At 66.9% G+C, this 22,476-nt stretch carries 18 protein-coding genes and 1 pseudogene; 12 read left to right on the top strand and 7 right to left on the bottom strand.

Translation table 11 applies throughout. The features are described 5' to 3' along the window. Positions 1-19 precede the first annotated feature (19 nt). Genes IMZ29_RS15145 through IMZ29_RS15130 form a run of 4 tightly spaced genes read left to right on the top strand, consistent with a single transcriptional unit; the run spans position 20 to position 5,278 of the window. The gene (locus IMZ29_RS15145) at positions 20-2,203 is read left to right on the top strand and encodes a VTT domain-containing protein (protein ID WP_216185603.1); all 2,184 of its coding nucleotides are present in this window, start codon (positions 20-22) and stop codon (positions 2,201-2,203) included. Positions 2,204-2,239: 36 nt separating this feature from the next. Next, positions 2,240-3,022 carry an endonuclease/exonuclease/phosphatase family protein gene (locus IMZ29_RS15140; protein WP_216185601.1) on the top strand — a complete coding sequence of 261 codons (783 nt, stop codon included), beginning with the start codon at positions 2,240-2,242 and terminating at the stop codon, positions 3,020-3,022. Further along, entirely contained in the window at positions 3,019-4,257 is a 1,239-nt protein-coding gene (clsB, locus tag IMZ29_RS15135; protein WP_216185599.1) for a cardiolipin synthase ClsB, read from the top strand. Before IMZ29_RS15140 ends, clsB begins: the two co-directional genes overlap by 4 nt. A 40-nt stretch (positions 4,258-4,297) precedes the next feature. Further along, the gene (locus IMZ29_RS15130; RefSeq protein WP_253207157.1) at positions 4,298-5,278 is read left to right on the top strand and encodes a lysylphosphatidylglycerol synthase domain-containing protein; all 981 of its coding nucleotides are present in this window, start codon (positions 4,298-4,300) and stop codon (positions 5,276-5,278) included. Between the two features lie 80 nt (positions 5,279-5,358). Here IMZ29_RS15130 and egtB read toward each other — a convergent pair. Then, a pseudogene (egtB, locus tag IMZ29_RS15125) lies at positions 5,359-6,665 on the bottom strand (ergothioneine biosynthesis protein EgtB). Positions 6,666-6,702: 37 nt separating this feature from the next. Then, positions 6,703-7,683, bottom strand: a complete 981-nt coding sequence (egtD, locus tag IMZ29_RS15120) for an L-histidine N(alpha)-methyltransferase (protein ID WP_216185597.1) — start codon at positions 7,681-7,683, stop codon at positions 6,703-6,705. Positions 7,684-8,053: 370 nt separating this feature from the next. Here egtD and IMZ29_RS15115 point away from each other — a divergent pair, with 370 nt between their 5' ends. The 7 genes from IMZ29_RS15115 (at position 8,054) to IMZ29_RS15085 (ending at position 15,032) form a co-directional block, all read left to right on the top strand. After that, the gene (locus IMZ29_RS15115; RefSeq protein WP_216185595.1) at positions 8,054-8,503 is read left to right on the top strand and encodes a response regulator; all 450 of its coding nucleotides are present in this window, start codon (positions 8,054-8,056) and stop codon (positions 8,501-8,503) included. Positions 8,504-8,588: 85 nt separating this feature from the next. Further along, positions 8,589-9,464, top strand: coding sequence for a protease HtpX (gene htpX / locus IMZ29_RS15110; protein ID WP_216185593.1), 876 nt, complete (start codon positions 8,589-8,591; stop codon positions 9,462-9,464). 37 nt (positions 9,465-9,501) lie between these two features. Beyond that, positions 9,502-9,933: a hypothetical protein gene (locus IMZ29_RS15105; RefSeq protein ID WP_216185591.1), complete on the top strand. Its 432-nt coding sequence runs from the start codon at positions 9,502-9,504 to the stop codon at positions 9,931-9,933. 159 nt (positions 9,934-10,092) lie between these two features. Continuing rightward, the gene (locus IMZ29_RS15100; protein ID WP_216185589.1) at positions 10,093-11,250 is read left to right on the top strand and encodes an ABC transporter substrate-binding protein; all 1,158 of its coding nucleotides are present in this window, start codon (positions 10,093-10,095) and stop codon (positions 11,248-11,250) included. A gap of 198 nt (positions 11,251-11,448) precedes the next feature. Further along, positions 11,449-12,486, top strand: coding sequence for a branched-chain amino acid ABC transporter permease (locus IMZ29_RS15095; RefSeq protein ID WP_216185587.1), 1,038 nt, complete (start codon positions 11,449-11,451; stop codon positions 12,484-12,486). Positions 12,487-12,490: 4 nt separating this feature from the next. After that, a complete protein-coding gene (locus IMZ29_RS15090; RefSeq protein ID WP_216185585.1) occupies positions 12,491-14,290 on the top strand; it encodes a branched-chain amino acid ABC transporter ATP-binding protein/permease in 1,800 nt (599 codons plus the stop codon). Further along, positions 14,283-15,032, top strand: a complete 750-nt coding sequence (locus IMZ29_RS15085; protein ID WP_216185583.1) for an ABC transporter ATP-binding protein — start codon at positions 14,283-14,285, stop codon at positions 15,030-15,032. Before IMZ29_RS15090 ends, IMZ29_RS15085 begins: the two co-directional genes overlap by 8 nt. 731 nt (positions 15,033-15,763) lie before the next feature. Here IMZ29_RS15085 and IMZ29_RS15080 read toward each other — a convergent pair. The 5 genes from IMZ29_RS15080 to aptA form a co-directional block, all read right to left on the bottom strand. After that, positions 15,764-16,846 carry a sn-glycerol-3-phosphate import ATP-binding protein UgpC gene (locus IMZ29_RS15080; protein WP_216185581.1) on the bottom strand — a complete coding sequence of 361 codons (1,083 nt, stop codon included), beginning with the start codon at positions 16,844-16,846 and terminating at the stop codon, positions 15,764-15,766. A 34-nt stretch (positions 16,847-16,880) separates the two neighbouring features. Then, a complete protein-coding gene (gene ugpE, locus IMZ29_RS15075; RefSeq protein WP_216185579.1) occupies positions 16,881-17,717 on the bottom strand; it encodes a sn-glycerol-3-phosphate ABC transporter permease UgpE in 837 nt (278 codons plus the stop codon). A gap of 34 nt (positions 17,718-17,751) precedes the next feature. Further along, the gene (ugpA, locus tag IMZ29_RS15070; protein ID WP_216185577.1) at positions 17,752-18,633 is read right to left on the bottom strand and encodes a sn-glycerol-3-phosphate ABC transporter permease UgpA; all 882 of its coding nucleotides are present in this window, start codon (positions 18,631-18,633) and stop codon (positions 17,752-17,754) included. Positions 18,634-18,681: 48 nt separating this feature from the next. Further along, entirely contained in the window at positions 18,682-19,986 is a 1,305-nt protein-coding gene (gene ugpB / locus IMZ29_RS15065; protein WP_216185574.1) for a sn-glycerol-3-phosphate ABC transporter substrate-binding protein UgpB, read from the bottom strand. 242 nt (positions 19,987-20,228) lie between these two features. Further along, positions 20,229-21,548: an omega-aminotransferase AptA gene (aptA, locus tag IMZ29_RS15060; RefSeq protein ID WP_371820296.1), complete on the bottom strand. Its 1,320-nt coding sequence runs from the start codon at positions 21,546-21,548 to the stop codon at positions 20,229-20,231. Positions 21,549-21,667: 119 nt separating this feature from the next. Between aptA and IMZ29_RS23340 the strand changes: the two genes are divergently transcribed. Then, positions 21,668-22,476, top strand: an 809-nt coding sequence (locus IMZ29_RS23340) for a type IV pilus assembly protein FimV (protein ID WP_371820295.1), incomplete at its 3' end; no start/stop codon positions are given.

The raw sequence follows: 22,476 nt of genomic DNA, 5'->3' as shown, positions 1-22,476 counted from the left end.
GGCGAGAGCCCCGTGCATCATGACAACCACACCGTCGGTGCGTCCCGAACAGGACGCTCTCGTCACCGAGCCCTTGCTCGTGCCCGGTCGCAATTGCTGGCGGACGGGCGCGTGTACGCGTCTGGCCTTTGCTGCCGGGGCACAGGCCCAGGCGCTGGCTCTGCGCGAGGCGCTGGAGGCAGCGCGCAAGACGGTGTTCATCGTCGGATGGCACGTGGATTCCCGCACGCGTCTGCCGGCCAACGGCTCCGCACCAGCCGCCGCGCTGGGCGATCTGTTGCTGGCCCGGTTGCACGCGGTCCCGGGCTTGCGCGTCTATGTGCTCGCCTGGGATTTTTCCATGCTGTATTCCGCGCAGCGGCAGTGGCCGCCGGTGTATCGCCAGGCCTGGCCTGACCATCGCCGGCTCGTGCATCGACTCGATGCCCGTCACCCCGCCGGCGGCGCGCATCATCAGAACTTTGTGGTCGTGGACGACGCGCTTGCGTTCGTCGGCGGCCTGGATCTCGCCCGTGACACCCGGCAGGGCGATGCCCGGCCGGCACCTGCCGATGCCCCGGGCGAGCGCAATCTTCAAGTTGTCTTCGATGGCGGTGCGGCGGCCTGGATGGGCGAACTCGCCCGCGAGCGCTGGCAAGCGTCTGCCGGCCGGCCCGTGGCCCGCCTCTCGCGCACGCCCGCGAGCGACGCCGCCCATCCCTGGCCACCCAGCCTGGCGCCGACGGTGCGCGACGTCACCGTCGGGATTGCCCGGACCGCGCCGGCCTATGGTGGCCGGCCGGGCGTGGGCGAGATCCGGCAACTCTATCTCGACGCCGTGAGCCACGCGCGTCATTCGCTCTATCTCGAAAATGCCTATTTCACGGCGCAGGCCCTGGCGGGCGCGCTCACGCAACGGATGCGGGAGCCCGCACCTCCCGAGGTGGTCCTCGTCACGCAGCGCGATGCGACGGGCTGGCTCGATGAACGCGCCATGCAGGTGCTGCGCGCCCGCGCCTGTGCCGAGATCGGAGAGGCCGACGGGGCTGGGCGTTTCCAGGTTTTTGCCCCGGTGACCGCCCCCGCAGATGGCACGAGCAGCGTGCGCAACAAGCTGCTGCTGGTCGATGACGAGCTGATCTGCATCGGGTCGGCCAACGTCAACAATCGGTCGTTCATCCTTGATACGGAATGTCAGGTGGTGGTGGCGGCGAATGGCCGCGACGACGTGCGGGCCGCGCTCGCACATCTGCGCGCCGAATTGGTCGGCGCACGGCTGGGTCAGACGGCTGCTGAGGTGGCAACGGCAACGGCCCAGGACGGCATTGCCCAAGCCATCATCACGGCCGACCCGGACGCCAAAACGCTGGCGCCCTTCACGCCGCAGGCCTCTGTCGAGGACGATGCCCTGGTCGGGCCGGGCGTGTGGCTCGACAGCGAGCGGCCGGTGGCGCCAGAGCGCCTGATCGACCAGTTCATGTCGGACGTGGCCGCGCCCAGGGCGCGTCGCCGCGCGGTGCTCGTCGGCCTCGTGCTGGCCCTGGTGCTGGTGATGGGGCTGTGGCGTTGGACGCCGCTCAGCGATTATCTGAGCCTGGGCTTTCTGATGAGCCTTGGATATGCCCTGAAGGCGCTGCCCTATGCGGCATTGGCGGTGGTGGGGTGTTACGTGCTGGGTGGCCTCATCGCCATGCCGATCACGGTGCTCATTGCCGCGTCCGGGCTCGTGTTCGGCGCCTGGCAGGGAGGCTGGTATGCGCTTGCAGGCACCATGCTGAGTGCGCTCGTCACCTATGGCGTGGGCCGGCTGCTCGGACGAGACACCGTACGACGCCTGGCAGGCCCGCGCATCAACGCGCTGAGCGAGCGCATCGCCAGCCAGGGCATTCTTGCCATGGTGGTGCTGCGTGTGCTTCCCGTGGCGCCCTTCAGCCTGGTGAACGTGATGGCAGGCGCTTCGCACATCAGTCTGCGGGATTATCTCGTGGGCACGTTCCTGGGCATGGCGCCGGGGATCGTGCTCACGGTGAGCTTCGCGCACCAGCTCGCGCGTGCGATGGAAGACCCGGATGCGCTGTCGATCGCGATCGTCGTTGCCGCGGCTGTCGGGCTGATCGTGGCCGCCTGGGGCATCCAGCGTGGCGTGGACGCGCTGGGGCGTGCGCGTCAGCGCAAGGACGCTGCGCGCGCCCAGGACGCGCCGGTGGGCGGCGAAACGGTCTGACCTACTGTCGGGCATGGGCTTTGCTCTCGGTGTTGCATGACTAGTGCTGCCCAACCTCGCGCCCAGGAAGACCGGACGACGCTCCAGATCATCACCTTGAACGCGCACAAAGGCTTCACCTTCTTCAATCGTCGATTCATCCTGCATGAGCTGCGGGCGGCCGTGCGCGAGATTGGCGCCGACGTCGTCTTCCTGCAGGAAGTGCTGGGCAGCCACGAGCGCCATTCCGCACGATTCGCGAATTGGCCCGATCACCCGCAGTACGAGTTCCTCGCCGACACCATCTGGCCACAGTTCGCGTATGGCCAGAACGCCGTGTATCCGCACGGCGATCATGGCAATGCCGTGCTCACGAAGTTTCCCATCCTGCACCACGAGAACCGCGACGTCTCCATCGGCCCGCCCGAGAAGCGCGGGCTGCTGCACTGCGTACTGGATATTCCCGGTCGCTCGCAGCCGTTGCACGTGATCTGCTGCCATCTGGGGCTGCGCGAATCGCATCGCGCGCAGCAGCTCGAGCTCATGTGCCGGATGATCGCCGACGAAGTACCCGAAGACGCGCCGCTGCTCATCGCTGGCGACTTCAACGACTGGCGCGAGCGCGCCGACGACATCCTGGGGCGCGGCGCGAACGTGCGCAACGCCTTTCTCCAGGGCGAACAACGGGCACCGCGCACCTTCCCTGCGCGGTGCCCGTTGTTGCGCCTGGATCGTATCTACACCCGAAACGTGCTTGTCGACGCCGCGCGCGTGCTGACCGGGCGGCCCTGGTCGCACCTGTCGGACCATGCGCCGCTGGTAGCAAGGATTACGCTATGAACATCCACTGGACCCAGGGCAACACCATCCAGTTGCTCGAGAACGGCGAGGAGTTCTATCCCGCCGTGCAGGAGGCCGTGGCGCAAGCCCGCGAAGAGATCCTGCTCGAGACTTTCATCCTCGCCGAGGACAAGGTGGGCATCGCCTTGAAGGATGCGCTCGTGCAGGCGGCGGCGCGTGGCGTGCGCATCACGCTCACCGTGGACGACTACGGTTCGCCGGCTTTCTCCGAGAGCTTTCTGGCCGAGTTGCGCGCGGTGGGGATCACCCTGCTCGTGTTCGATCCGCGCCCGCGCGCCTTCGGCATGCGCACGAATCTCTTCCGTCGCATGCATCGCAAGCTCATCGTCATCGACCGCACGGTGGGCTTCATCGGGGGATTGAACTTCTGCGCCGATCACCTGGGGGATTACGGCCCCGAGGCGAAGCAGGACTATGCCGTTCGGGTGACAGGGCCCATCGTCGGCGACATGCACATGGCTCTGCGGCAGACGCTTGCGCCTGCGCGCAAGCGCTTTCGCTGGCCTCGCCGTGCAGCGCCATTGGCCGCAGGCGCACCGATCTCCCAAACGGGCGGCGTGTCCATGGCCCTGGTGCTGCGCGACAACGACCGCCATCGCACGGATATCGAACGCAGCTACCGCATGGCGATTCGCCTGGCGCGTCGCGAAATCATCATCGCCAACGCCTACTTCCTGCCAGGTTACCGGCTGCTGCGCGATCTGGCCAAGGCCGCCCGCCGCGGCGTGCACGTGCAGCTTATCCTGCAGGGGCAACCCGACATGCCATGGGTGAGGGCGACCAGCATGGTGCTGTACGACTACCTCATCAAGGCGGGCGTCGAGATCCATGAGTATTGCCAACGGCCACTGCACGGCAAGGTCGCGATCGTGGACGACGAGTGGGCCACGGTGGGCTCCAGCAATCTGGACCCGCTCAGCCTGTCGCTCAATCTCGAAGCCAACGTCATGATTCGGGATCGTGCGTTCAATCGTGAGTTGCGCAGCAATCTCACCGGGCTCATGCACAACCACTGCCAGTTGGCACGGCCGAGCGGCACGCCCGTGCTGCGGTATTGGCGGCTGGGTCTGGGCTGGTTGATGTTCCATTTCCTGCGGCGCTTTCCGGCGTGGGCGGGCTGGCTGCCTGCGCACAAGCCCAGCCTTCTGCCCGGGCATCGCCGTGTGGACGGCGCGCAGACCTTGACTGACGAGAGCGAGCAGGGCGCCGTCTGAGGTCGCCCCTCCCCATCACCGTATCTTCCGGAGTGCCGACATGGCTGCCGCCCCTGGTCTGATGTACCGCCTGCAAACGGCCTGGCCGCGTTTGCGCCGGCCTGTCGCGATCCTCTTCTTTCTCTTCGTGGTCGGCCTGCTCGTCTGGCAGGCCACCGAGGTGGACTGGGCCGAGGTCGGGCAGGCACTGCGCGAGTTCCAGCCCGCCGCACTCATTCCGGCGGGGCTGCTGGCAGCCCTGAGCTACACGCTCTACGTCACCTTCGATCTGCTCGGGAAGGCCTACACCCGACATGATCTACCGGCGGTGCGCGTCGCCGGCGTGACGTTCGTGAGCTACGCGTTCAACCTGAACTTCGGCGCCATCATTGGTGGCATGGCCTTCCGCTTTCGGCTGTACTCGCGGCTCGGCCTCTCGACAGGAACGATCACGCGCGTGGTTGCCATCTCGGTCTTCACCAATTGGCTCGGCTACATGGGGCTCTCGGGTGCCGTCCTGCTGTCAGGCTTTCTGCAGCTGCCGGAGAGCTGGGCCGCTGATTGGGTGTTGCGCGCGGCGGGCGCCGTGCTCTTCGGGATCTTCCTGCTCTATCTGGGCGCCACGCTCTTTGCCCGGCGTCGCGAATGGGTGATCCGCGGGCACACCCTGGTGCTGCCGTCGTTTCGCTTCGCGCTGCTGCAAGCCGGCCTGTCCATCGTGCACTGGATGACTGTGGCAGCGGTCATCTATGTGCTGTTGCCCGAAGGATCCGCAGCCTATTCGATCGTGCTGGGCGCGTTCCTGCTCTCGGCCATCGCCGTCGTCATCACCCATGTCCCGGCAGGGTTGGGCGTGACTGAGGCGGTGTTCCTGGCGCTGCTGGGCTCGAGCGTGGGGCAGGGGCCGCTGCTGGCCAGCCTCGTGGCGTTTCGCGCCGTGCACTATCTCGCGCCGCTGGCGCTCGCCGCCGTCATCTATGCGATCACCGAGATGACGGCCAAGCGCGCCCCTGCGGCGGGCCAGGCCGGGCGTCCGGCCTGAGGGTAGGCCGCCCACGGCGACGATCGACGTGACGAGGGGGCCTGGCAGGGCCCCCTCGTCACGTCCGCGAATCGTCGGCGTCAGCCAGCGAGGTCACGTGCCAGACGCACGCCGGCGAACTGCCACTGGGTGCCCGGCGGAAAGAAATTGCGGTACGTTGGCCGCAGATGCGAGGCCGGCGTGGCGAAGGAGCCGCCTCGCAGCACGTACTGGTTGCACATGAACTTGCCGTTGTACTCACCGACGGCGCCAGGCGGCGGTGCAAAGCCCGGGTAGGGGGCGTAGCTGCTCGACGTCCACTCCCAGACATCGCCCAGCAACTGGCTGAACGCGCATCCCGCGTGTGGCGTGCGGGCGGGCTGCGGCATGAGCGTGCCGGCATCCAGCGTATTGGCACTCGCCTGGGTGGGCTCGGCGCACTGGGCGGCATACTCCCATTCGGCTTCTGTGGGCAGACGCGCACCGCTCCACCGCGCAAAGGCATCAGCCTCAAAGTAGCTGAGATGGCAGACCGGCAAGTCCTGCGACAGCGGCATGCGGCCCGCCAGGGTGAAGACGTGCCACTCGTCGTCCAGCCGCTCCCAGTACAGGGGGCGCGCCAGCCACCGTCACAGACAGCCTCCCAGCCCAGGGAAAGCCAGAACTCCGGACGCTCGTAGCCGCCGTCCTCGATGAAGGCCAGGTACTCGCCCTGGGTGACCGGCCGATTGGCGAGCTCGAACGGGCGCAGCAGCACCTTGTGCCGAGGCGTCTCGTTGTCGAAGCCGAACGCCTCGCCCGCGTGGCCGATGTCGACCACGCCACCTTCCAGGTGCACCCAGGCCGTCGGCAGCGTGGGCGTCACGCTCGTGACGGCAGCGCGCCGGTAGGCCGGGCGCAGCGGATTGCACCAGAGAAGGTGTTTCACGTCCATCAGGATGAGCTCCTGATGTTGCTGTTCGTGGTTCAGCCCCAGGGCAAGCAGCGCGTCGAAGGCCGAGTCGCGCCCGGCGTGGCGGTCGATCACGGCCCGCATGCGCTCATCGACGTGGGCGCGGTAGGCGAGCACCCGGTCCAGCGAGGGCCGGGTGAGCAGACCACGGTGAGGACGAGGGTGCTTCTCGCCCACACTGTTGTAGTAGGAATTGAAGAGCATGCGGAAACTGGCGTCGAACGGCGTGAATTCCGGCTCGAAGCGTTCCAGCATGAAGGTTTCGAAGAACCACGTGGAATGGGCGAGATGCCATTTGACGGGGCTTGCGTCGGGCATCGACTGCGCCTGGCAATCCTCGGCGCTGAGTGGCTCGGCCAGCCCCTGCGTGGTGGCGCGCACCTGGAGGTAGCGCTCGTGGGCATGGCCGGAGGAGACCTCGCTCAGGTCCTCGGCGCGGCCGGTGGTTGCATTCATGGTGCGCTTGCCTTGAAGGAGTCGCGAGCCTGCAGGGTCAGGCGCGGGCATGGAAGACGGAAAACCAGCCCTCCGGATCCGTCCAGTGCGCCACGTCCGAGAAACCGGCGGCGTCGAGCAGGGCGGCGAAATCCTGAGGCTGGTACTTATAAGAGCATTCCGTGTGGATGCTCTCTCCTGACGCGAAGATCCGGCAGCGCCCCGGCCAGTTGACCGTCACGGCGCGCGTGGCGACCAGGTGCATTTCCATGCGCGAGGCTTCGGCGTTGAAGCAGGCAAGGTGGCGCCAGTCGTCCAGTGCGAAGTCAGTGCGCAGCAGACGGTTCACGTGCAGGAGCAGGTTGCGGTTGAAGGCGGCCGTCACCTGCAGTGCATCGTCGTAGGCAGGCACGAGCACGTCTGGGCTCTTTACCCGGTCCACGCCGATCAGCAATCCGCTACCGTCATCCATGCATGCCGCGCGGATGCGCGCGAGCATGGCAAGCGCCTGTTCTGGGGCCCAGTTGCCAATGCTCGAGCCGGGGTAGAAGAAGAGTCGGCCCTCGGTGCCGACGTCGTCCGGCAGAGCCAGCGTCTGGGAGAAATCCTGCCCCAGCGCCACGATGTCGAGGTCGGGGTAGGCAGTGTGCAGGCGAGCGACCGCGCCGCGCAGGTACTCGGTCGAGATGTCCACGGGCACGTACTGGCGCGGGCGCAGACGGCCAAAGAGCCGTTCAGCCTTCACACAGTCGCCAGCGCCCAGGTCCACCAGCACGCGCGCCTGGGATGTGCGCTGCGCGATCTCATCCGCATAGCGGGCCATGATCTGCTGTTCGGTGCGCGTGGGGTAGTACTCGGGGACCTGGGTGATGGCCCCAAAAAGGCAGGAACCCAGGGCATCGTACAGAAACTTGGGCGCAATGCTGGCGTCACGACGACACAGGCCGCCTTCGAGCTCATCACGCACGCTATGCGTGTCGGGATGGAAGGTCTGGTAATAACGGGGTGCTGCGGCGGGCATATCGAGCGTGACGTGCATAGGAAGCTCCAGTGGCGTCGCGCGTGGCATCCCTGGGCAGGGCTGGGCGACAGGTGCGGGGGGCCACAGCAAATCGTGGGCCCGCCCACGGATTCCACCGCCAACGCTGAAATGGGCGCGGAATTTGCTTCGGCAATGCTTGATGATGGTCGTCCCAGGGCACGGTGCTCTGGCAATGACCCCAAAACTTCTCACGTGGCTAGAAATGACACTCCTTCTTAACACCGCTGGCCCGCCCGGTGGTCGTGCCGCCGTCGCGTGGCCGGGCCGTGGCGTCCTGCCAAGTTGTGATGTGTGGCGGGACAATCGCGAACGCGGCCTTGCCCGCTGGGATATCGGCCCACAGGGGCGGTCAGGGGTGTGGCTGCCGATGGCACCCGGGCGTGCCGCCGCGGATGACGCCGGGCGCCGCCCGCCGCCGGACGCCTTGCGTGGCATGCGCGTCCTGTTGGTGGACGACAGCCCCGAGACGCTGGAGGCATTCCGGCTGCTGCTGGAGATCGAAGGTGCACGTGTCCAGGTGGCCAGTGGTGGGGCCGCGGCCCTTGCGCTGACCGAACGCGAGGCATTCGACCTCATCCTGTCCGATATCGGCATGCCGGGAATGGATGGCTACGAGCTCATCGCCCAGTTGCGGGCGCGGCCGAGCACCCAGGCGACGCCAGCCTTTGCGCTGTCCGGCTTCGGCGATCGGGCCGGCATCGAACGGGCATTGCGCGCCGGGTTTCAGGCGTACATCGACAAGCCGGTCACCCTCGATGACCTCCTGCATGCCCTGGTCGGCACGGCCGTGCCACTGGGCCGTCAGCGCGAAACTTAGTGGCTCGACCGCAGTCAGACGTCAGGAACGGCGGCGAGTCAGGTAATATCGCCGCCGTATTTTCCTGACCGAGGGCAACGCCGGCATGAAACGCATCGCGCTTTTTCTCTTGACCAACCTGGCGGTGGTACTGGTGCTCAGCGCCACGCTGCGCATCCTGGGGGTCGACCGCATCATCACGCAGCAGGGCATCAACTTCAACGCCTTGCTGATCTTCTCGCTGGTCATCGGCTTTGGCGGTGCGATCATCTCGCTCCTGATCAGCAAGCCCATGGCGAAGTACAGCACGGGCACCCGCATCATCGATCCGCAGGCGCCTGCCAATGCCCGCGAAGCGTGGCTGGTGGAAACCGTGCATCAGCTCGCCAAGCGCGCGGGCATCGGCATGCCGGAAGTCGGCATCTACGAGGGTGCGCCCAACGCGTTCGCCACGGGCGCATTTCGCAACGACGCGCTGGTGGCCGTCTCCACCGGGCTGCTCGAGAGCATGACCGAGGAAGAGATCGCCGCGGTCCTGGGGCATGAAGTTGCACACGTCGCCAATGGCGACATGATCACGCTGACCCTCATCCAGGGCGTGGTGAACACCTTCGTGATCTTCCTCGCCCGCGTGGTGGGCTATGCCATCGATCGCCTCGTCTTCAAGAACGAGCGGGGCATCGGCATGGGGTATTACCTCACCGTTCTTGTCTGTGAGGTCATCTTTGGTGTGCTGGCCACCATCATCGTGGCCGCTTTCTCGCGCCGCCGCGAGTACCGGGCAGATGCCGGCTCCGCACACCTGCTGGGCGGTCGCGAGCCCATGATCCGTGCCTTGATGCGCCTGGGTTCGCTGCAGAGCGGCGAGTTGCCCAAGAGCATGCAGGCGCTGGGTATCTCGGGCAAGGGCGCCATCAGTGCCATGTTCTCGTCGCACCCCCCGCTCGAGGCGCGCATCCGCGCGCTGCACGAGGCACCCTGATGCGGTGTGCCGGCAGGCGCGCTGCGCGCGTCCGTCCGTGCTGAAGGCCTGGCTCTCGCGCCGGGCCGAGCGCCGCTCGGTGCGAGCCGCAGCGGCGCGTTTTCAATCCGGGACCTCGGAGGCGGACGTCAGGGCGTTGCGCGCGGCGCTTGTGATCCTCGGCCAGGCCAGCCTCGACGTCGAACTCGCGCAGGTCAACCGCTTCGCGGTGTCGCGATCCCGGCGTTATTGCGCCCTCACCCTGGTGAACGGGCACACGTACGCTGTGGACCTGCACCAGCCCGCATACCTCCACTGGGCCAACGCCGGCCTGGAAGGGTTCGACGGCGAGCGCCTGTGTCTCGATCCCGATGAGCGCCGCCTGGCGCTCGAGGCCTGGTGGGTCGATCCCTTCCTCGAAGATTTGTCTGCGCCCCTCATGCCCTGGCGTCGGCTCGACGAAACGGACAACGCTGAGGATTCCCGGTGATCGCAGGCGTTGCGTGCAATTCGCGCGCGGCCGGGCAACGCAACACGCAGGACGTTGTGCTCCCTGCCATTCTGTCGCCAATCTGCTGCAGTCATCGGGTTTTCTCTCAGGTATAGTCCCGGGCTGTAACCGTATACAACGTTGTTTGAGGAGACACTCATGCAAGCCACTTCCACGTTTCGTCTGGCTGTGCTCGCGGCAGCCCTGATGGGCGCTTCCCTGGCCCATGCCCAGATCAAGGTCGGCGTCACCGTGTCCAGCACGGGGCCCGCTGCCTCGCTCGGGATCCCGGAACGCAACACGGCCGCCATGCTGCCCACCGAGATCGCCGGGCAGAAGGTGCAGTACATCGTTCTGGATGACGCCACTGACACCACCCAGGCCGTGCGCAACATGCGCAAGCTGGTGACGGAAGACAAGGTCGACATCGTGTTCGGCACCTCGGCCACGCCGGGCTCGCTCGCCATGATCGATGTGGCTGGCGACGAGAAGGTGCCGATGATCACGGTGGCCGCCAACGCGCGTCTCGTCCAGCCCGTGGAAGGCAATCGCACCTGGGTGTTCAAGACCCCGCAGAACGATTCGCTGATGGCCTCGGCGCTGGTCGAGACCATGGTCAAGGACAAGGTCAAGACCGTGGGCTTCATCGGCTTTGCCGACGCCTACGGCCAGGGCTGGCTGGAAGAATTCAGTGCCGCGGCCAAGAAGCAGGGCATCGAGATCGTGGCGACCGAAAGCTACGCCCGCCCGGATACGTCCGTGACGGGACAGGTGCTCAAGCTCGTCGCGGCGCGCCCGGATGCCGTGCTCGTGGCCGGTGCCGGCACGCCGGCGGCGCTGCCCCAGCGTGAGCTGCGCAGCCGCGGCTTCAAGGGCGGCATCTACCAGACCCATGGTGTGGCCAACAACGACTTCCTGCGTGTGGTGGGCGCCGATGGCGAGGGCACCAAGCTGCCCGCCGGCCCCGTGCTGGTGGCCACCCAGCTGCCGGACGACCATCCCGCCAAGAAGCCCAGCCTGGACTACATCCAGAAGTACGAGGCTGCGCACGGCGCGGGCTCGGTGTCGACGTTCGGCGCGCACATGTGGGACGCCGGCCTGCTGTTGTCGGCCGCGCTGCCCGAGGCGCTCAAGGGCGGTGCCAAGCCCGGCACGCCGGAATTCCGCAAGGCCCTGCGCGATGCGCTCGAAACCGTGAAGGAAGTGCCCGCCACGCACGGCGTCTTCACGATGTCGGCGAGTGATCACGCCGGCCTGGACGAGCGCGCCCGCGTGATGGTGCAGATCAAGGACGGCAAGTGGGTCTATCTGCCCTGATCTGCCGACCGTGAGCAGGTGCAGCGCGCCTCGTGCTGCGGAAAGGAAGGCCGCGACCTCGTCGCGGCTTTTTTCTTCCCGAGGCGAGCGCGCCGCAGAGGGCACGTTCCTCCCCACGTCACCTGGGGAAAACGCTAGCTCGATTCACTCTGCGTAATAGTTAATACTGGTAAATAAGCGTATGGATAAGGCAGGAGAATGGACTCGACCATCGCATTGATCCTCACCCAGGACGGCATCGTGAACGGCGCGATCTACGCGCTGCTTAGCATGGCGCTCGTCCTGGTCTTCGCGGTCACCCGCGTCATCTTCATTCCGCAGGGCGAATTCGTCGCCTTCGGTGCGCTCACGCTGGCCATGCTGGTCAACGGCATCGTGCCGGGCACCGCGTGGCTGCTGGTCATCGCAGGCGTCATCGTGCTCGCGATGGAACTCTTCACGGCGTTCCGACAGCGTCGCTTCTCGGGCCTGCCCAAGACGCTCGCGCTGTGCATCGTGTTCCCGCTCGCCATGCTCTGGCTCACCACCACCGTCACGCCGATGAAGCTGCCGCTCATCGCCGACGTGGTGTTGACGCTGCTGCTCGTGGTGCCCCTGGGCCCGATGCTGTACCGCATCGCCTACCAGCCGCTCGCCGAAGCCACGCCGCTCGTCCTGCTCATCATCTCGGTGGCCGTGCACTTCGCGCTCATGGGTCTGGCGCTCGTGTTCTTCGGGGCCGAGGGCTGGCGCACGCCGGCGTTCGTGTCGGGCAACATCGACCTGGGCTTCACGATGGTGTCGGCGCAAAGCCTCTTCGTGGTGGGTACGGCAGCCTTGTTCATCCTGCTGCTGTTCCTCGTCTTCGAGAAGACGCTGTATGGCCGCGCCCTGCGGGCCACGGCGGTCAACCGTCGCGGCGCGCGCCTGGTGGGCATCAGCACCAACATGTCCGGCAGCCTCACCTTCACGGTGGCCGCCTTCATCGGTGCGGTGTCCGGCATGCTCATCGCGCCGGTCACCACCATCTACTACGACACCGGGTTCCTGATCGGTCTCAAGGGCTTTGTGGGCGCGATCATCGGTGGCCTCGTGAGCTACCCCATCGCCGCTCTCGGTGCGCTGCTCGTGGGCATCCTGGAGTCCTTCGGCTCGTTCTTCGCCAGCGCGTACAAGGAAGTCATCGTGTTCACGCTCATCATCCCGGTGCTGCTGTGGCGCTCGCTCACCAGCCATCACATCGACGACGAGGAGTGAACGCATGAACCGCCTCATCCTCATCGGCTTCATCGCCATCCTGGCGATCCTGCCCCAGCTCGCGGCCACGCCCGAGTTCTGGATCACGCAGATCAACTACATCGGTCTTGCCACGCTCGTGGTGATCGGCCTGGTGGTGCTCACCGGCGTGGCCGGGCTCACCTCCTTCGGCCAGGCCGCCTTCGTGGGCGTGGGTGCCTACGCGACGGCCTACTTCACCACGGCGGCGGGCTGGTCGCCCTGGGCGACGCTCTTCGTGGGGCTCTTCTTCACGGGGCTCATCGCATGGATCCTGGGCGCCATCACGCTGCGCCTGTCGGGGCACTACCTGCCGCTGGGCACCATCGCCTGGGGCCTGAGCCTTTTCTATCTCTTCGGCAACATCGAGGCCTTCGGCAAGTACGACGGCATCGCCGGCATCCGTCCCATCGAGGTCTTCGGGATCTCGCTGGCGAGCGGGCGCAACATGTACTACCTGATCTGGGTGCTGGTGCTGCTGGCGATGTGGGCCACCCACAACCTGCTCGCCTCCCGGCCGGGTCGGGCCATCCGCGCCTTGAAGGGCGGGGCAGGCATGGCCGAGTCCTTCGGGGTGAACACGGCAGCCTACAAGATCATCATCTTCGTCTACGCCGCGATGCTGGCGAGCGTGTCGGGCTGGCTGTACGCCCACATGCAGCGTGCCGTGAGCCCGAGCCCGTTCGGTCTGAACTACGGCATCGAATACCTCTTCATGGCTGTGGTGGGCGGTGCGGCCTCGGTGTGGGGCGCGCTGCTCGGCTCGTCGCTGGTCCTCATCATCAAGGACCAGATCCAGAACTGGCTGCCGCGCCTGCTCGACACCACCGCGAACTTCGAGATGATCGTCTTCGGGGTGCTGCTCGTGGTCATCCTGCAGTACGCACCGGGCGGCCTCTGGCCCATCGTCTCGGCCCCGTTCCGCCGTCGCGGCGCGCGCGGTGTCAAGGCCGCGCCACCGCCGCCGGAAGCGCCCGCACTGCCGCAGCGCCCGCGTCCGCAGGCCGGTCAGGTCGTGCTCGATGTGGACGCCGCCCGCAAGGAGTTCGGCGGTCTCGTCGCGGTCAACGACATCGGCTTTCGCGTGCGCGCGGGCGAGATCGTCGGCCTCATCGGCCCCAACGGCGCCGGCAAGAGCACCACCTTCAACCTCATCACGGGCGTGCTGCCGCTGACCCGGGGCATGGTGCGCTTCATGGACGAGCGCATCGATACGCTGAAGGCGCGCGACATCGCCAAGCGCGGCGTGGGCCGCACCTTCCAGCACGTGCAGTTGCTCCCGACCATGTCCGTGCTCGAGAACGTCGCCCTGGGCGCGCATCTGCGCTCGGACGTGAGCGTGCTCGCCGGTACGCTGCATGCCGACCGCCCGCGCGAAGCGCAGCTGCTGCACGAAGCCGCCCGCCAGCTCCAGCGCGTGGGCCTGGGCGACTACCTCTATGAACAGGCCGGCAATCTGGCACTGGGCCAGCAACGCATCGTCGAGATCGCTCGCGCCCTGGCCGCCGATCCCGTCCTGCTGCTGCTGGACGAGCCCGCCGCCGGCCTGCGCTACAAGGAAAAGCAGGCCTTGGGCCAGGTGCTCAAGCAATTGCGCGCCGAAGGCATGAGCATCCTGCTCGTCGAACACGACATGGAATTCGTGATGGAACTGACGAACCACCTCGTGGTGATGGATTTCGGCACCAAGCTCGCCGAAGGCCCGCCCGCCGAGGTCCAGGCCAACCCGGCCGTGCTCGAAGCCTACCTGGGCGGCATCGACGACGAGGAGCCCGCCCATGCCTGATCCCATCCTGAAAGTCGCCGCGCTGTCCGCCCGGTACGGCAAGGTCCACGCCGTCACCGACGCCGTCCTCGAAGTCGGCGCCGGCCAGATCGTCACCGTGATCGGCGCCAACGGCGCCGGCAAATCCACGCTGCTCAACGCCATCATGGGCTCGCTGCCGACCAGCGGCTCCGCTCAGGGCGAGGTCGTCTATGCCGGCGAGCGCGTGAGCGACTGGGCCGTCGAGCGCCGCGTCGCTGGCGGCATGTCCCTCGTGCCAGAACGCCGCGAGCTCTTCGCCAGCATGACGGTGGAGGACAACCTTCTCCTTGGAGGCTTTCGCCGCTACCGCGCCGGCGAAAAGGACTGGCGCGACGAGATGGAAAACGTCTTCGCGCTCTTCCCTCGTCTGAAGGAGCGCCGCCGTCAGCATGCCGGTACGCTCTCCGGCGGCGAGCGCCAGATGCTGGCCGTGGGCCGCGCCCTGATGGCCAAGCCGCGCCTCCTGATGCTCGACGAGCCCAGCCTGGGGCTCGCCCCGCGCATCGTGCGCGAGATCTTCCACATCATCGCCGGCCTGCGTGAGACGGGCGTGGCCACGCTCCTCGTCGAGCAGAACGCCCGCGCGGCATTGCAAGTGGCCGACCACGGCTACGTGCTGGAAACCGGCGAAGTCGTGCTGTCGGGGCCTGCAGATGAGCTGGCGGGCAATCCGCGGGTGGTGGAGAGCTATCTGGGGTTGGGGAAGAACCGGAAGGAATAGGGGTTCGGGGCGGCTGGCGTTCTTTCAAGACGCTGTCTGTGAGTTCTTGAGCCGCCGTTGCAGCCAGGGCCGGGGGGCGGGCCGGTCGCGCGGCCGGGCCTTAACGGCCCGGCTGCCCTCTCGCTCCAGGCCTCGGGCCGGGCGGTCGGCGAACTCGGAGGGTGGACAGTCCCCCGGACTGTCCACACCCGCCTCCTCAAACATCGCCTCCCTTGCCTCCCGTCCCGAGGCCTTGCGCTCGGCGCGCTCCGACGGCCCGCCCCCCGGCCCTGGCCGCAACGGCTCAGGTTGGATCCGGAACAAGCCAGACCGAATGAAGCTCGACATCCAGCTGATCCTCAGCAAGTCGGCCGACTTGAACGTTGGGAGCGGCATGCGAGAAGATTGCGACCATACGAGACACACGTAAGAACGCGTTCGGTGACCTGGCTGCCGTGTCATCGCTTCGCCCGAATGACCCCAGAGCCAGAAACGCTCTCAGCGCCGTTGCGGCGGCCCCGTGGGGCGGGCCGTTGGAGCGCGCCGAGCGCAGGGTGTCGTGACGGGAGGCAAGGGCGGCGATGTCTGAGGACGCGGGTGTGGACAGTCCGGGGGACTGTCCACCCTCCGAGTTCGCCGACCGCCCGTCACGACACCCGGAGCGAAAGGGCAGCCGGGCCGTTCAGGCCCGCCGCGCGACCGGCCCGCCCCACGGGGCCGCCGCAACGGCGCCTCAAGAACTCAAATGGACCTCACGCCGAGATCCGCTTCCCATCGGTATCGAACCAGTGCAGCGGATGATGCCCGTCGGTGCCGATCATGAGCGTGTCGCCCATGCCGACCACGCCCTGCGCTGCGAGCCGGGTCGCATAGCGCAGCACCACCGAGGCCTTGCCGCAGCGCGCGTGCACGAGCTGTTCGGAGCCCAGCGTTTCCACCAGTTCCACCGTAGCCGGCAGGCCGGGCTTGCCGATCGTGGTGTGCTCCGGACGCAACCCCAGGATCACCGAGCGGCCACGCACGTGCGCCGGAATCTCTTCTGCCGCCAGCGACAATGCCACGCCATCCGTCGTGCGCACCGCGCCGTCCGCCGTGACTTCCACCGGTACCAGGTTCATGGGCGGCGAACCGATGAAGCCCGCGACAAAGGTGGTGGCCGGGCGCTCGAACACTTCGGTGGGCGTGCCCACCTGCTCGATGTGGCCCTTGTTCATCACCACCATGCGCTGGGCGAGTGTCATCGCCTCGACCTGATCGTGCGTGACGTACAGACTCGTCGTGCCCAGGCGCTGGTGCAGGCGCTGGATCTCCAGGCGCATCTGCACGCGCAGCTTGGCATCGAGATTGGACAGCGGCTCGTCGAAGAGGAATGCCTTGGGCTCGCGTACGATCGCCCGGCCCATGGCCACGCGCTGGCGTTGACCGCCCGATAGCTCGCGTGGGCGGCGGGTGAGGAGCGGGCCGAGTTCCAGGATGTCCGCCGCGGCTTTCACGCGCGCCTGGATCTGTTCCTTCGTGAGACGACGGATCTTCAGGCCATAGGCCATGTTCTGGAAGACCGTCATGTGCGGATAGAGCGCGTAGTTCTGGAACACCATGGCGATGTCACGCTCGGCCGGCTCCAGGCCGTTCACGCGCGTGTCATCGATCATGACGTCGCCATCCGTGACGCTTTCCAGGCCGGCCACCATGCGCAGCAGCGTGGATTTGCCGCAGCCGCTGGGGCCCACGAGCACGATGAACTCGCCGTCGGCCACGTCCAGCGACAGGCCATGGATGACAGTGGCGCCGCGATGGTAGGACTTGACGACGTTGCGCAGGCTCAGAGTTGCCATGGGAGAGGGATAGAAAGAGACAGGAAAGGGTGGGTCACTTCTCGGTATCGACCAGACCCTTGACGAACCAGCGCTGCATGAAGACCACGACGAGCACCGGCGGCAGCATCGCCAGCATGGCCGTGGCCATGGTGATGTTCCACTCGGTGAGGGCGTCGCCGCCGCCGATCATGCGCTTGATGCCGATCACCACCGGGTACATGTTCTCCTGGGTGGTGATGAGCAGTGGCCAGAGGTACTGGTTCCAGCCGTAGATGAACTGGATCACGAAGAGCGCGGCGATGCTGGTGCGCGAGAGCGGCAGCAGCACGTCGCGAAAGAAGCGCAGGGGGCCCGCGCCATCGATGCGCGCGGCTTCGATCAACTCGTCCGGCACCGTCATGAAGAACTGCCGGAAGAGGAAGGTGGCCGTGGCCGAGGCGATCAGCGGCAGCGTGAGCCCCGCATAGCTGTTAAGCATGCCCAGATCCGCCACCACCTGATAGGTGGGCGCGATGCGCACTTCGACCGGCAGCATCAGCGTGACGAAGATCATCCAGAAGAAGAACATGCGCAGCGGAAAGCGGAAGTACACCACCGCAAAGGCCGACAGCAGCGAGATGGCGATCTTGCCGACGGCGATGACCACCGCCATCACCAGGCTCACCCAGAGCATGCGGGCCACCGGGGCGCCGCTTTCGCCGGTGAGGGCGCGGGTGTAGTTGTCGATCAGGTGCGGGCCGGGCAGCAGCGACATCGGCGCGTTGGCCACTTCCTGGGCCGTCTGCGTGGAGGCGACGAACGTGACGTAGATCGGGAAGGCCACGATGACCAGCCCGAACAGAAGGATGGCGTGCGCGAGCAGGTCGAGCCAGGGGCGGCGTTCGATCATGCGGACTCCCGAGCGGTGGCGTGCGACAGCGACATCAGTACTGCACCTTGCGATCGATATAGCGGAACTGCATCACGGTGAGCAACGTCACGATGAGCATGAGAATGACCGACTGCGCGGCCGAGGAACCAAGATTCAGGCCGCGGAAGCCGTCGCTGTACACCTTGTAGACCAGGATGGCGGTCGACGTGCCGGGGCCACCTTGCGTGGTGGTGTCGATCACCGCGAACGTGTCGAAGAAGGCGTAGATGATGTTGACCACCAGCAGGAAGAAGGTGGTGGGCGAGAGCAGCGGAAAGACGATGGTCCAGAAGCGGCGCGTGGGGCCGGCGCCGTCGATGGCCGCAGCCTCGATCAGCGAGCGCGGGATGGACTGCAGACCCGCGAGAAAGAAGATGAAGTTGTAGGAGACCTGCTTCCAGACGGCGGCGATGACGACCAGCGTCATGGCGTGCGTCTCGTCCAGACGCGGGTTCCAGTAAAAGCCGAACTCCATCATCCACACGGCGAGGATGCCGACGGAGGGCGAGAAGAGAAAGAGCCACAGCACGCCGACCACCGCAGGGGCCACGGCATACGGCCAGATGAGCAGTGTCTTGTAGACCGACGCGCCCTTGATCACGCGATCGGCCATGGTCGCCAGCAGCAGCGCCACGGCCAGGCCGATGCCGGCGACGAGCACGGAGAAGACGGCGGTGACGCGAAAGGACTGCAGATAATCGTCGTTGGCGAAGAGGTCGCGAAAGTTCGCGAGCCCGACGAACTGCGAGGAGAGTCCGAAGACATCCTCCAGGCGCATCGATTGCCACAACGCCTGGCCTGCGGGCCAGAAAAAGAAGATGAGCGTCACGGCCACCTGAGGGGCGAGCAACAGATACGGCAGGACCTTGTGGCCGAAGACGACGCGTTTTTCCATGGGATATCGGACGATCGGGGCGGCGAGTGCCGCCCCGGGGGTGCAATATTACTTCGCGCTCTGCTCGAAGCGGGTGAGCAGCTCGTTGCCGCGCTTGACGATGTTCTCCAGGCCAGCCTTGGGCTCGACCTTGCCGGTGATGATGCGCTCCATCTCGGCGTCTTCCAGTTCACGGATCTGCGGCAGGAAGCCCAGGCGGATGCCACGCGACTGCGCCGTGGTTTCCACGTTCAGCTGCTGCACGGCGATCTCGGTGCCGGGGTTCTTGTCGTAGAAGCCGGATTGCTTCGTGAGATCGTACGCGGCCGTGGTGACAGGCACGTAGCCCGTCTGCTGGTGCCAGCGTGCGGCCACTTCCGGACTCGCGAGGTAGTGGAAGAACTCCGTGATGCCCCGGTAGGTGGCTTCCGGCTTGTTCGCGAAGACCCACAGCGAGGCGCCGCCAATGATGGTGTTCTGCGGTGCGCCCTTGACGTCGTCGTAGTAGGGCAGCGTGCCGATGCCGAACTCGAACTTGGCCGTGCGCATGATGTTCGCGCGCATGCCGGAGGAGCCGGTGATCATGGCGCAGCGGCCCGACATGAAAAGCGAGTTGGGATCGTCGCCCCGGCCGCCGTACGTGAAGACGCCGTCCTTGGCCATCTGCGCCAGGTTGGTGAGGTGACGCACGTGCAGATCCGAATCGATCGCAAGGCGCGCATCCAGGCCCTTGAAGCCGTTGTCTTGCGTGGCGTAGGGCACGTTATGCCAGGCCGAGAAGGTCTCGAGCTGGGTCCAGGACGGCCAGGAGGTGGTGTAGCCGCAGGCTGAGCCTGCTGCCGTCAGCTTCTTGCCGGCTTCGGCGAGCTCGGCCCAGGTCTTGGGCGGCTTCTCGGGATCCAGGCCTGCCTGCTTGAAGGCGTCCTTGTTGTAGTAGAAGACGGGCGTCGAGCTGTTGAAGGGCATGGATACCAGCTTGCCCTCCGGCGAGGCGTAGTAGCCCGCCACGGCGCCGATGAAGTTGTCCGGATTGATCGGCTTGCCGACCTTCTCGGACATCTCCTGGATCGGCTGCACGGCGCCCTTGGCGTACATCATCGTGGCGGTGCCGACCTCGAACACCTGCAGGATGTCCGGGGCATTGCCCGCCCGGAACGCGGCGATGCCGGCGTTCATGGATTCGCCATAGGTGCCCTTGTAGACGGGCTGGACGCGATACTCCGACTGGGATTCGTTGAAGCCCTTGGCGAGTTCCTCGACACGCTCGCCCAAGGCGCCCTGCATCGAATGCCAGAACTGGATGTCGGTGACGGCGAACGCCGGTGCGGTGGCCATCATGCCGGCCAGACTCAGAATGCCCCAATGCTTACGCATGTTTCCTCCAAAGCGCGCCCGTGGCGCGGGTACAGAACAACCATCCAGCGTAAAGGCCGCAGATGACGCGCGCATGACGCCGGCCCGGCAAGCTGACACGGGGGCGGCGTGGGACGAGGCGTCTCCTCCTCGCAAGGCGGTGGACAGGCCGTCGTGGCGGCCTGCGTTCGTCGTTGTTCCCCGCTCTTATAACACTCGGACACGTGGCGCTGGGTAGCGCCCGTGGGGTTTCGATGTGGCGGCTACGCCACGGCGTCGAGCGCGCGACGCAAGGTCTGCACGATCGTCTCCAGCTGCCCGGCATTCACGATGAGAGGTGGGGACAGCGCGATCGTGTCGCCGGTCACGCGCACCAGCACGCCATCGGCGAAGCAGGCACGAAAGACCGCGCGGCCGCGCGCCCCAGGCTCGCCTGGTCGCGGCGTGAGTTCGATGCCGGCCATGAGTCCGAGATTGCGCACGTCCAGGACGTGAGGCGCATCGGCCAGGCGGTGAACGGCCGCCTCGAACTTCGATTCGAGCGTTGCGGCTCGCGCAAAGAGATCCTCGTCGCGATACAGCCGCAGCGTGGCCTGGATGGCCGCTGCAGCCAGCGGATGGCCCGAGTACGTGTAGCCGTGGAAGAACTCGATCCCCGGGGCGGCCTTGTCCACGACGGTGTCGTGAATGTCGCGTCGCACGGCCACGGCACCGGCAGGCACGCTGCCGTTGCTGATGCCTTTGGCCATCGTGATGAGGTCCGGCGTCACGCCAAAGCGTTCGCTGGCCGTGGCCTTGCCAAGACGGCCGAAGCCGGTGATCACCTCGTCGAAGATCAGGAGGATGCCGTGGCGCTCGGTGATCTCGCGCAGGCGTTGCAGGTAGCCCTCTGGCGGCACGAGCACGCCCGCGGAGCCTGCGACCGGCTCGACGATGACCGCAGCGATGGTGTCGCCATGCAGCGTGATGAGGGGCTCCAGGGCATCGGCCAGGTGCGCGCCCCAGGCCGGTTGGCCGCGGGAAAACTTTTGGTGTTCCAGCGCATGGGTGTGAGGCAGGTGATCGGCAGCCGGCAGCAACGCGCCGGTGAAGACGGCGCGATTGGCCGGGATGCCGCCCACCGAGATGCCGCCGAATCCCACGCCGTGATAGCCGCGCTCACGGCCGATGAATCGGGTGCGTTGCCCTTGGCCGCGGGCGCGGTGATAGGCGAGGGCGATCTTGAGCGCGGTATCCACCGCTTCAGAGCCAGAGTTCGTAAAGAAGATGCGGTCCAGGCCGGCCGGCATGATCTGCGCGACGGCGTGCGCGGCGGCGAAGGCTTTCGGGTGACCGAGCTGGAATCCGGGCGCGTAATCCAGACGGGAGAGCTGCTCGGTGACAGCCTGGGTGATGGCGGTGCGGCCATGCCCGGCATTGACGCACCAGAGCCCGGCGGTCCCGTCCAGCACAGCGAGGCCGTCCGGCGTGCGGTAATGCATGCCCTCGGCCGAGGCCAGCAGGAGCGGCTCATCCTTGAAGGCGCGGTTGGCGGTGAACGGCATCCACAGAGGATCGAGAGGGGCGTGATCGGGCCGGCGCATGGGCACTCCTGCAAGGGCGAAACGTGAAGCCTAACAACAAGCGTGATCCGCGTCTTGTCACCCGTCGCGGCGGGTGCTATGTTGGGTTGCAATTTGAACCAATCGCATACGGAGTCCTCGTGCTTTCAGGGCGCAATCAGGGCCGGATGACGCCAGGCTGGCGTCGGCGTCCGGGAAGCCAGGCAGTTGCGGTAGCGCTGCTCGTCCTGGCCACAGGCACGACCCACGCCGCCGAGTTCGGCCGCGCACGCACGCTCTCGGGCGTGGGCCAGCCGCTACGGGTGGAGATCCCGGTCGCGCGCCTGGCCGAGGGCGAGTCCGCCACGACGCTGGTCGTGCGGGTGCAGGGCGGTCAGGCCGCCGATGCCGGGCTGACCGGACGCGAGCCATTGGCGGTGGAAGCCATCCTGCGCTCACGCACCGACGGCGGCTTGGTCGCCATCCTGGTCTCGCCCGAGCCGGTGCGTCTGCCCGTGGCCGATCTGCGGCTCACGTTGGATTCCGTGCGCGGCACGCAGCAGCGTCGCCTCATCCTCATGCTGCCCCCTGCCTTGCGGCCCGGCGTGAGCCCGATCTCGCTGGCTCGTCCCGTGGCGGCGCCTGCGGGCGACAGCGTGACCGTTCGCTCGGGCGACACGGCCGGGCGCATCGCGCAGCGTTTGCGCGCGCAGCGCGGCTATGGTGACGCGACGCTCTATCAGGTGCTCGCGGCGTTGCTGCAGGCCAATCCGGCGGCGTTCATCGACGGCAATCTGAATCGGCTGCGCGCAGGCGCCCGGCTCGCCGTGCCCGACGCGGCTGCCGTACGCGCCATCGATCCTGCCGAGGCTCGCCGGCTCTATGCACGTCACATGGCGGACTTCGCGGCCTATCGCGCCCGTACGGCCCGGGCTGCCGGCACGGTGGCGCCCGTCGCCGCGCGCGGCGA

The sequence above is a fragment of the Verticiella alkaliphila genome, assembly GCF_018904615.1.
In the GTDB taxonomy this organism is placed as follows: domain Bacteria; phylum Pseudomonadota; class Gammaproteobacteria; order Burkholderiales; family Burkholderiaceae_B; genus Verticiella; species Verticiella alkaliphila.
Note: the sequence above shows the minus strand (reverse complement) of the source record. Positions and strands in the feature narration are given on the sequence as shown.

Coding starts and splice junctions, on each gene's coding strand:
- IMZ29_RS15140 (WP_216185601.1), top strand. CDS start 2,240: ATGACTAGTGCTGCCCAACCTCGCGCCCAGGAAGACCGGACGACGCTC.
- IMZ29_RS15130 (WP_253207157.1), top strand. CDS start 4,298: ATGGCTGCCGCCCCTGGTCTGATGTACCGCCTGCAAACGGCCTGGCCG.
- egtD (WP_216185597.1), bottom strand. CDS start 7,683: ATGCACGTCACGCTCGATATGCCCGCCGCAGCACCCCGTTATTACCAG.
- IMZ29_RS15085 (WP_216185583.1), top strand. CDS start 14,283: ATGCCTGATCCCATCCTGAAAGTCGCCGCGCTGTCCGCCCGGTACGGC.
- ugpB (WP_216185574.1), bottom strand. CDS start 19,986: ATGCGTAAGCATTGGGGCATTCTGAGTCTGGCCGGCATGATGGCCACC.
- ugpE (WP_216185579.1), bottom strand. CDS start 17,717: ATGATCGAACGCCGCCCCTGGCTCGACCTGCTCGCGCACGCCATCCTT.
- IMZ29_RS15100 (WP_216185589.1), top strand. CDS start 10,093: ATGCAAGCCACTTCCACGTTTCGTCTGGCTGTGCTCGCGGCAGCCCTG.
- IMZ29_RS15115 (WP_216185595.1), top strand. CDS start 8,054: ATGGCACCCGGGCGTGCCGCCGCGGATGACGCCGGGCGCCGCCCGCCG.
- ugpA (WP_216185577.1), bottom strand. CDS start 18,633: ATGGAAAAACGCGTCGTCTTCGGCCACAAGGTCCTGCCGTATCTGTTG.
- htpX (WP_216185593.1), top strand. CDS start 8,589: ATGAAACGCATCGCGCTTTTTCTCTTGACCAACCTGGCGGTGGTACTG.
- IMZ29_RS15095 (WP_216185587.1), top strand. CDS start 11,449: ATGGACTCGACCATCGCATTGATCCTCACCCAGGACGGCATCGTGAAC.
- IMZ29_RS15090 (WP_216185585.1), top strand. CDS start 12,491: ATGAACCGCCTCATCCTCATCGGCTTCATCGCCATCCTGGCGATCCTG.
- IMZ29_RS15080 (WP_216185581.1), bottom strand. CDS start 16,846: ATGGCAACTCTGAGCCTGCGCAACGTCGTCAAGTCCTACCATCGCGGC.
- IMZ29_RS15145 (WP_216185603.1), top strand. CDS start 20: ATGACAACCACACCGTCGGTGCGTCCCGAACAGGACGCTCTCGTCACC.
- clsB (WP_216185599.1), top strand. CDS start 3,019: ATGAACATCCACTGGACCCAGGGCAACACCATCCAGTTGCTCGAGAAC.
- aptA (WP_371820296.1), bottom strand. CDS start 21,548: ATGCGCCGGCCCGATCACGCCCCTCTCGATCCTCTGTGGATGCCGTTC.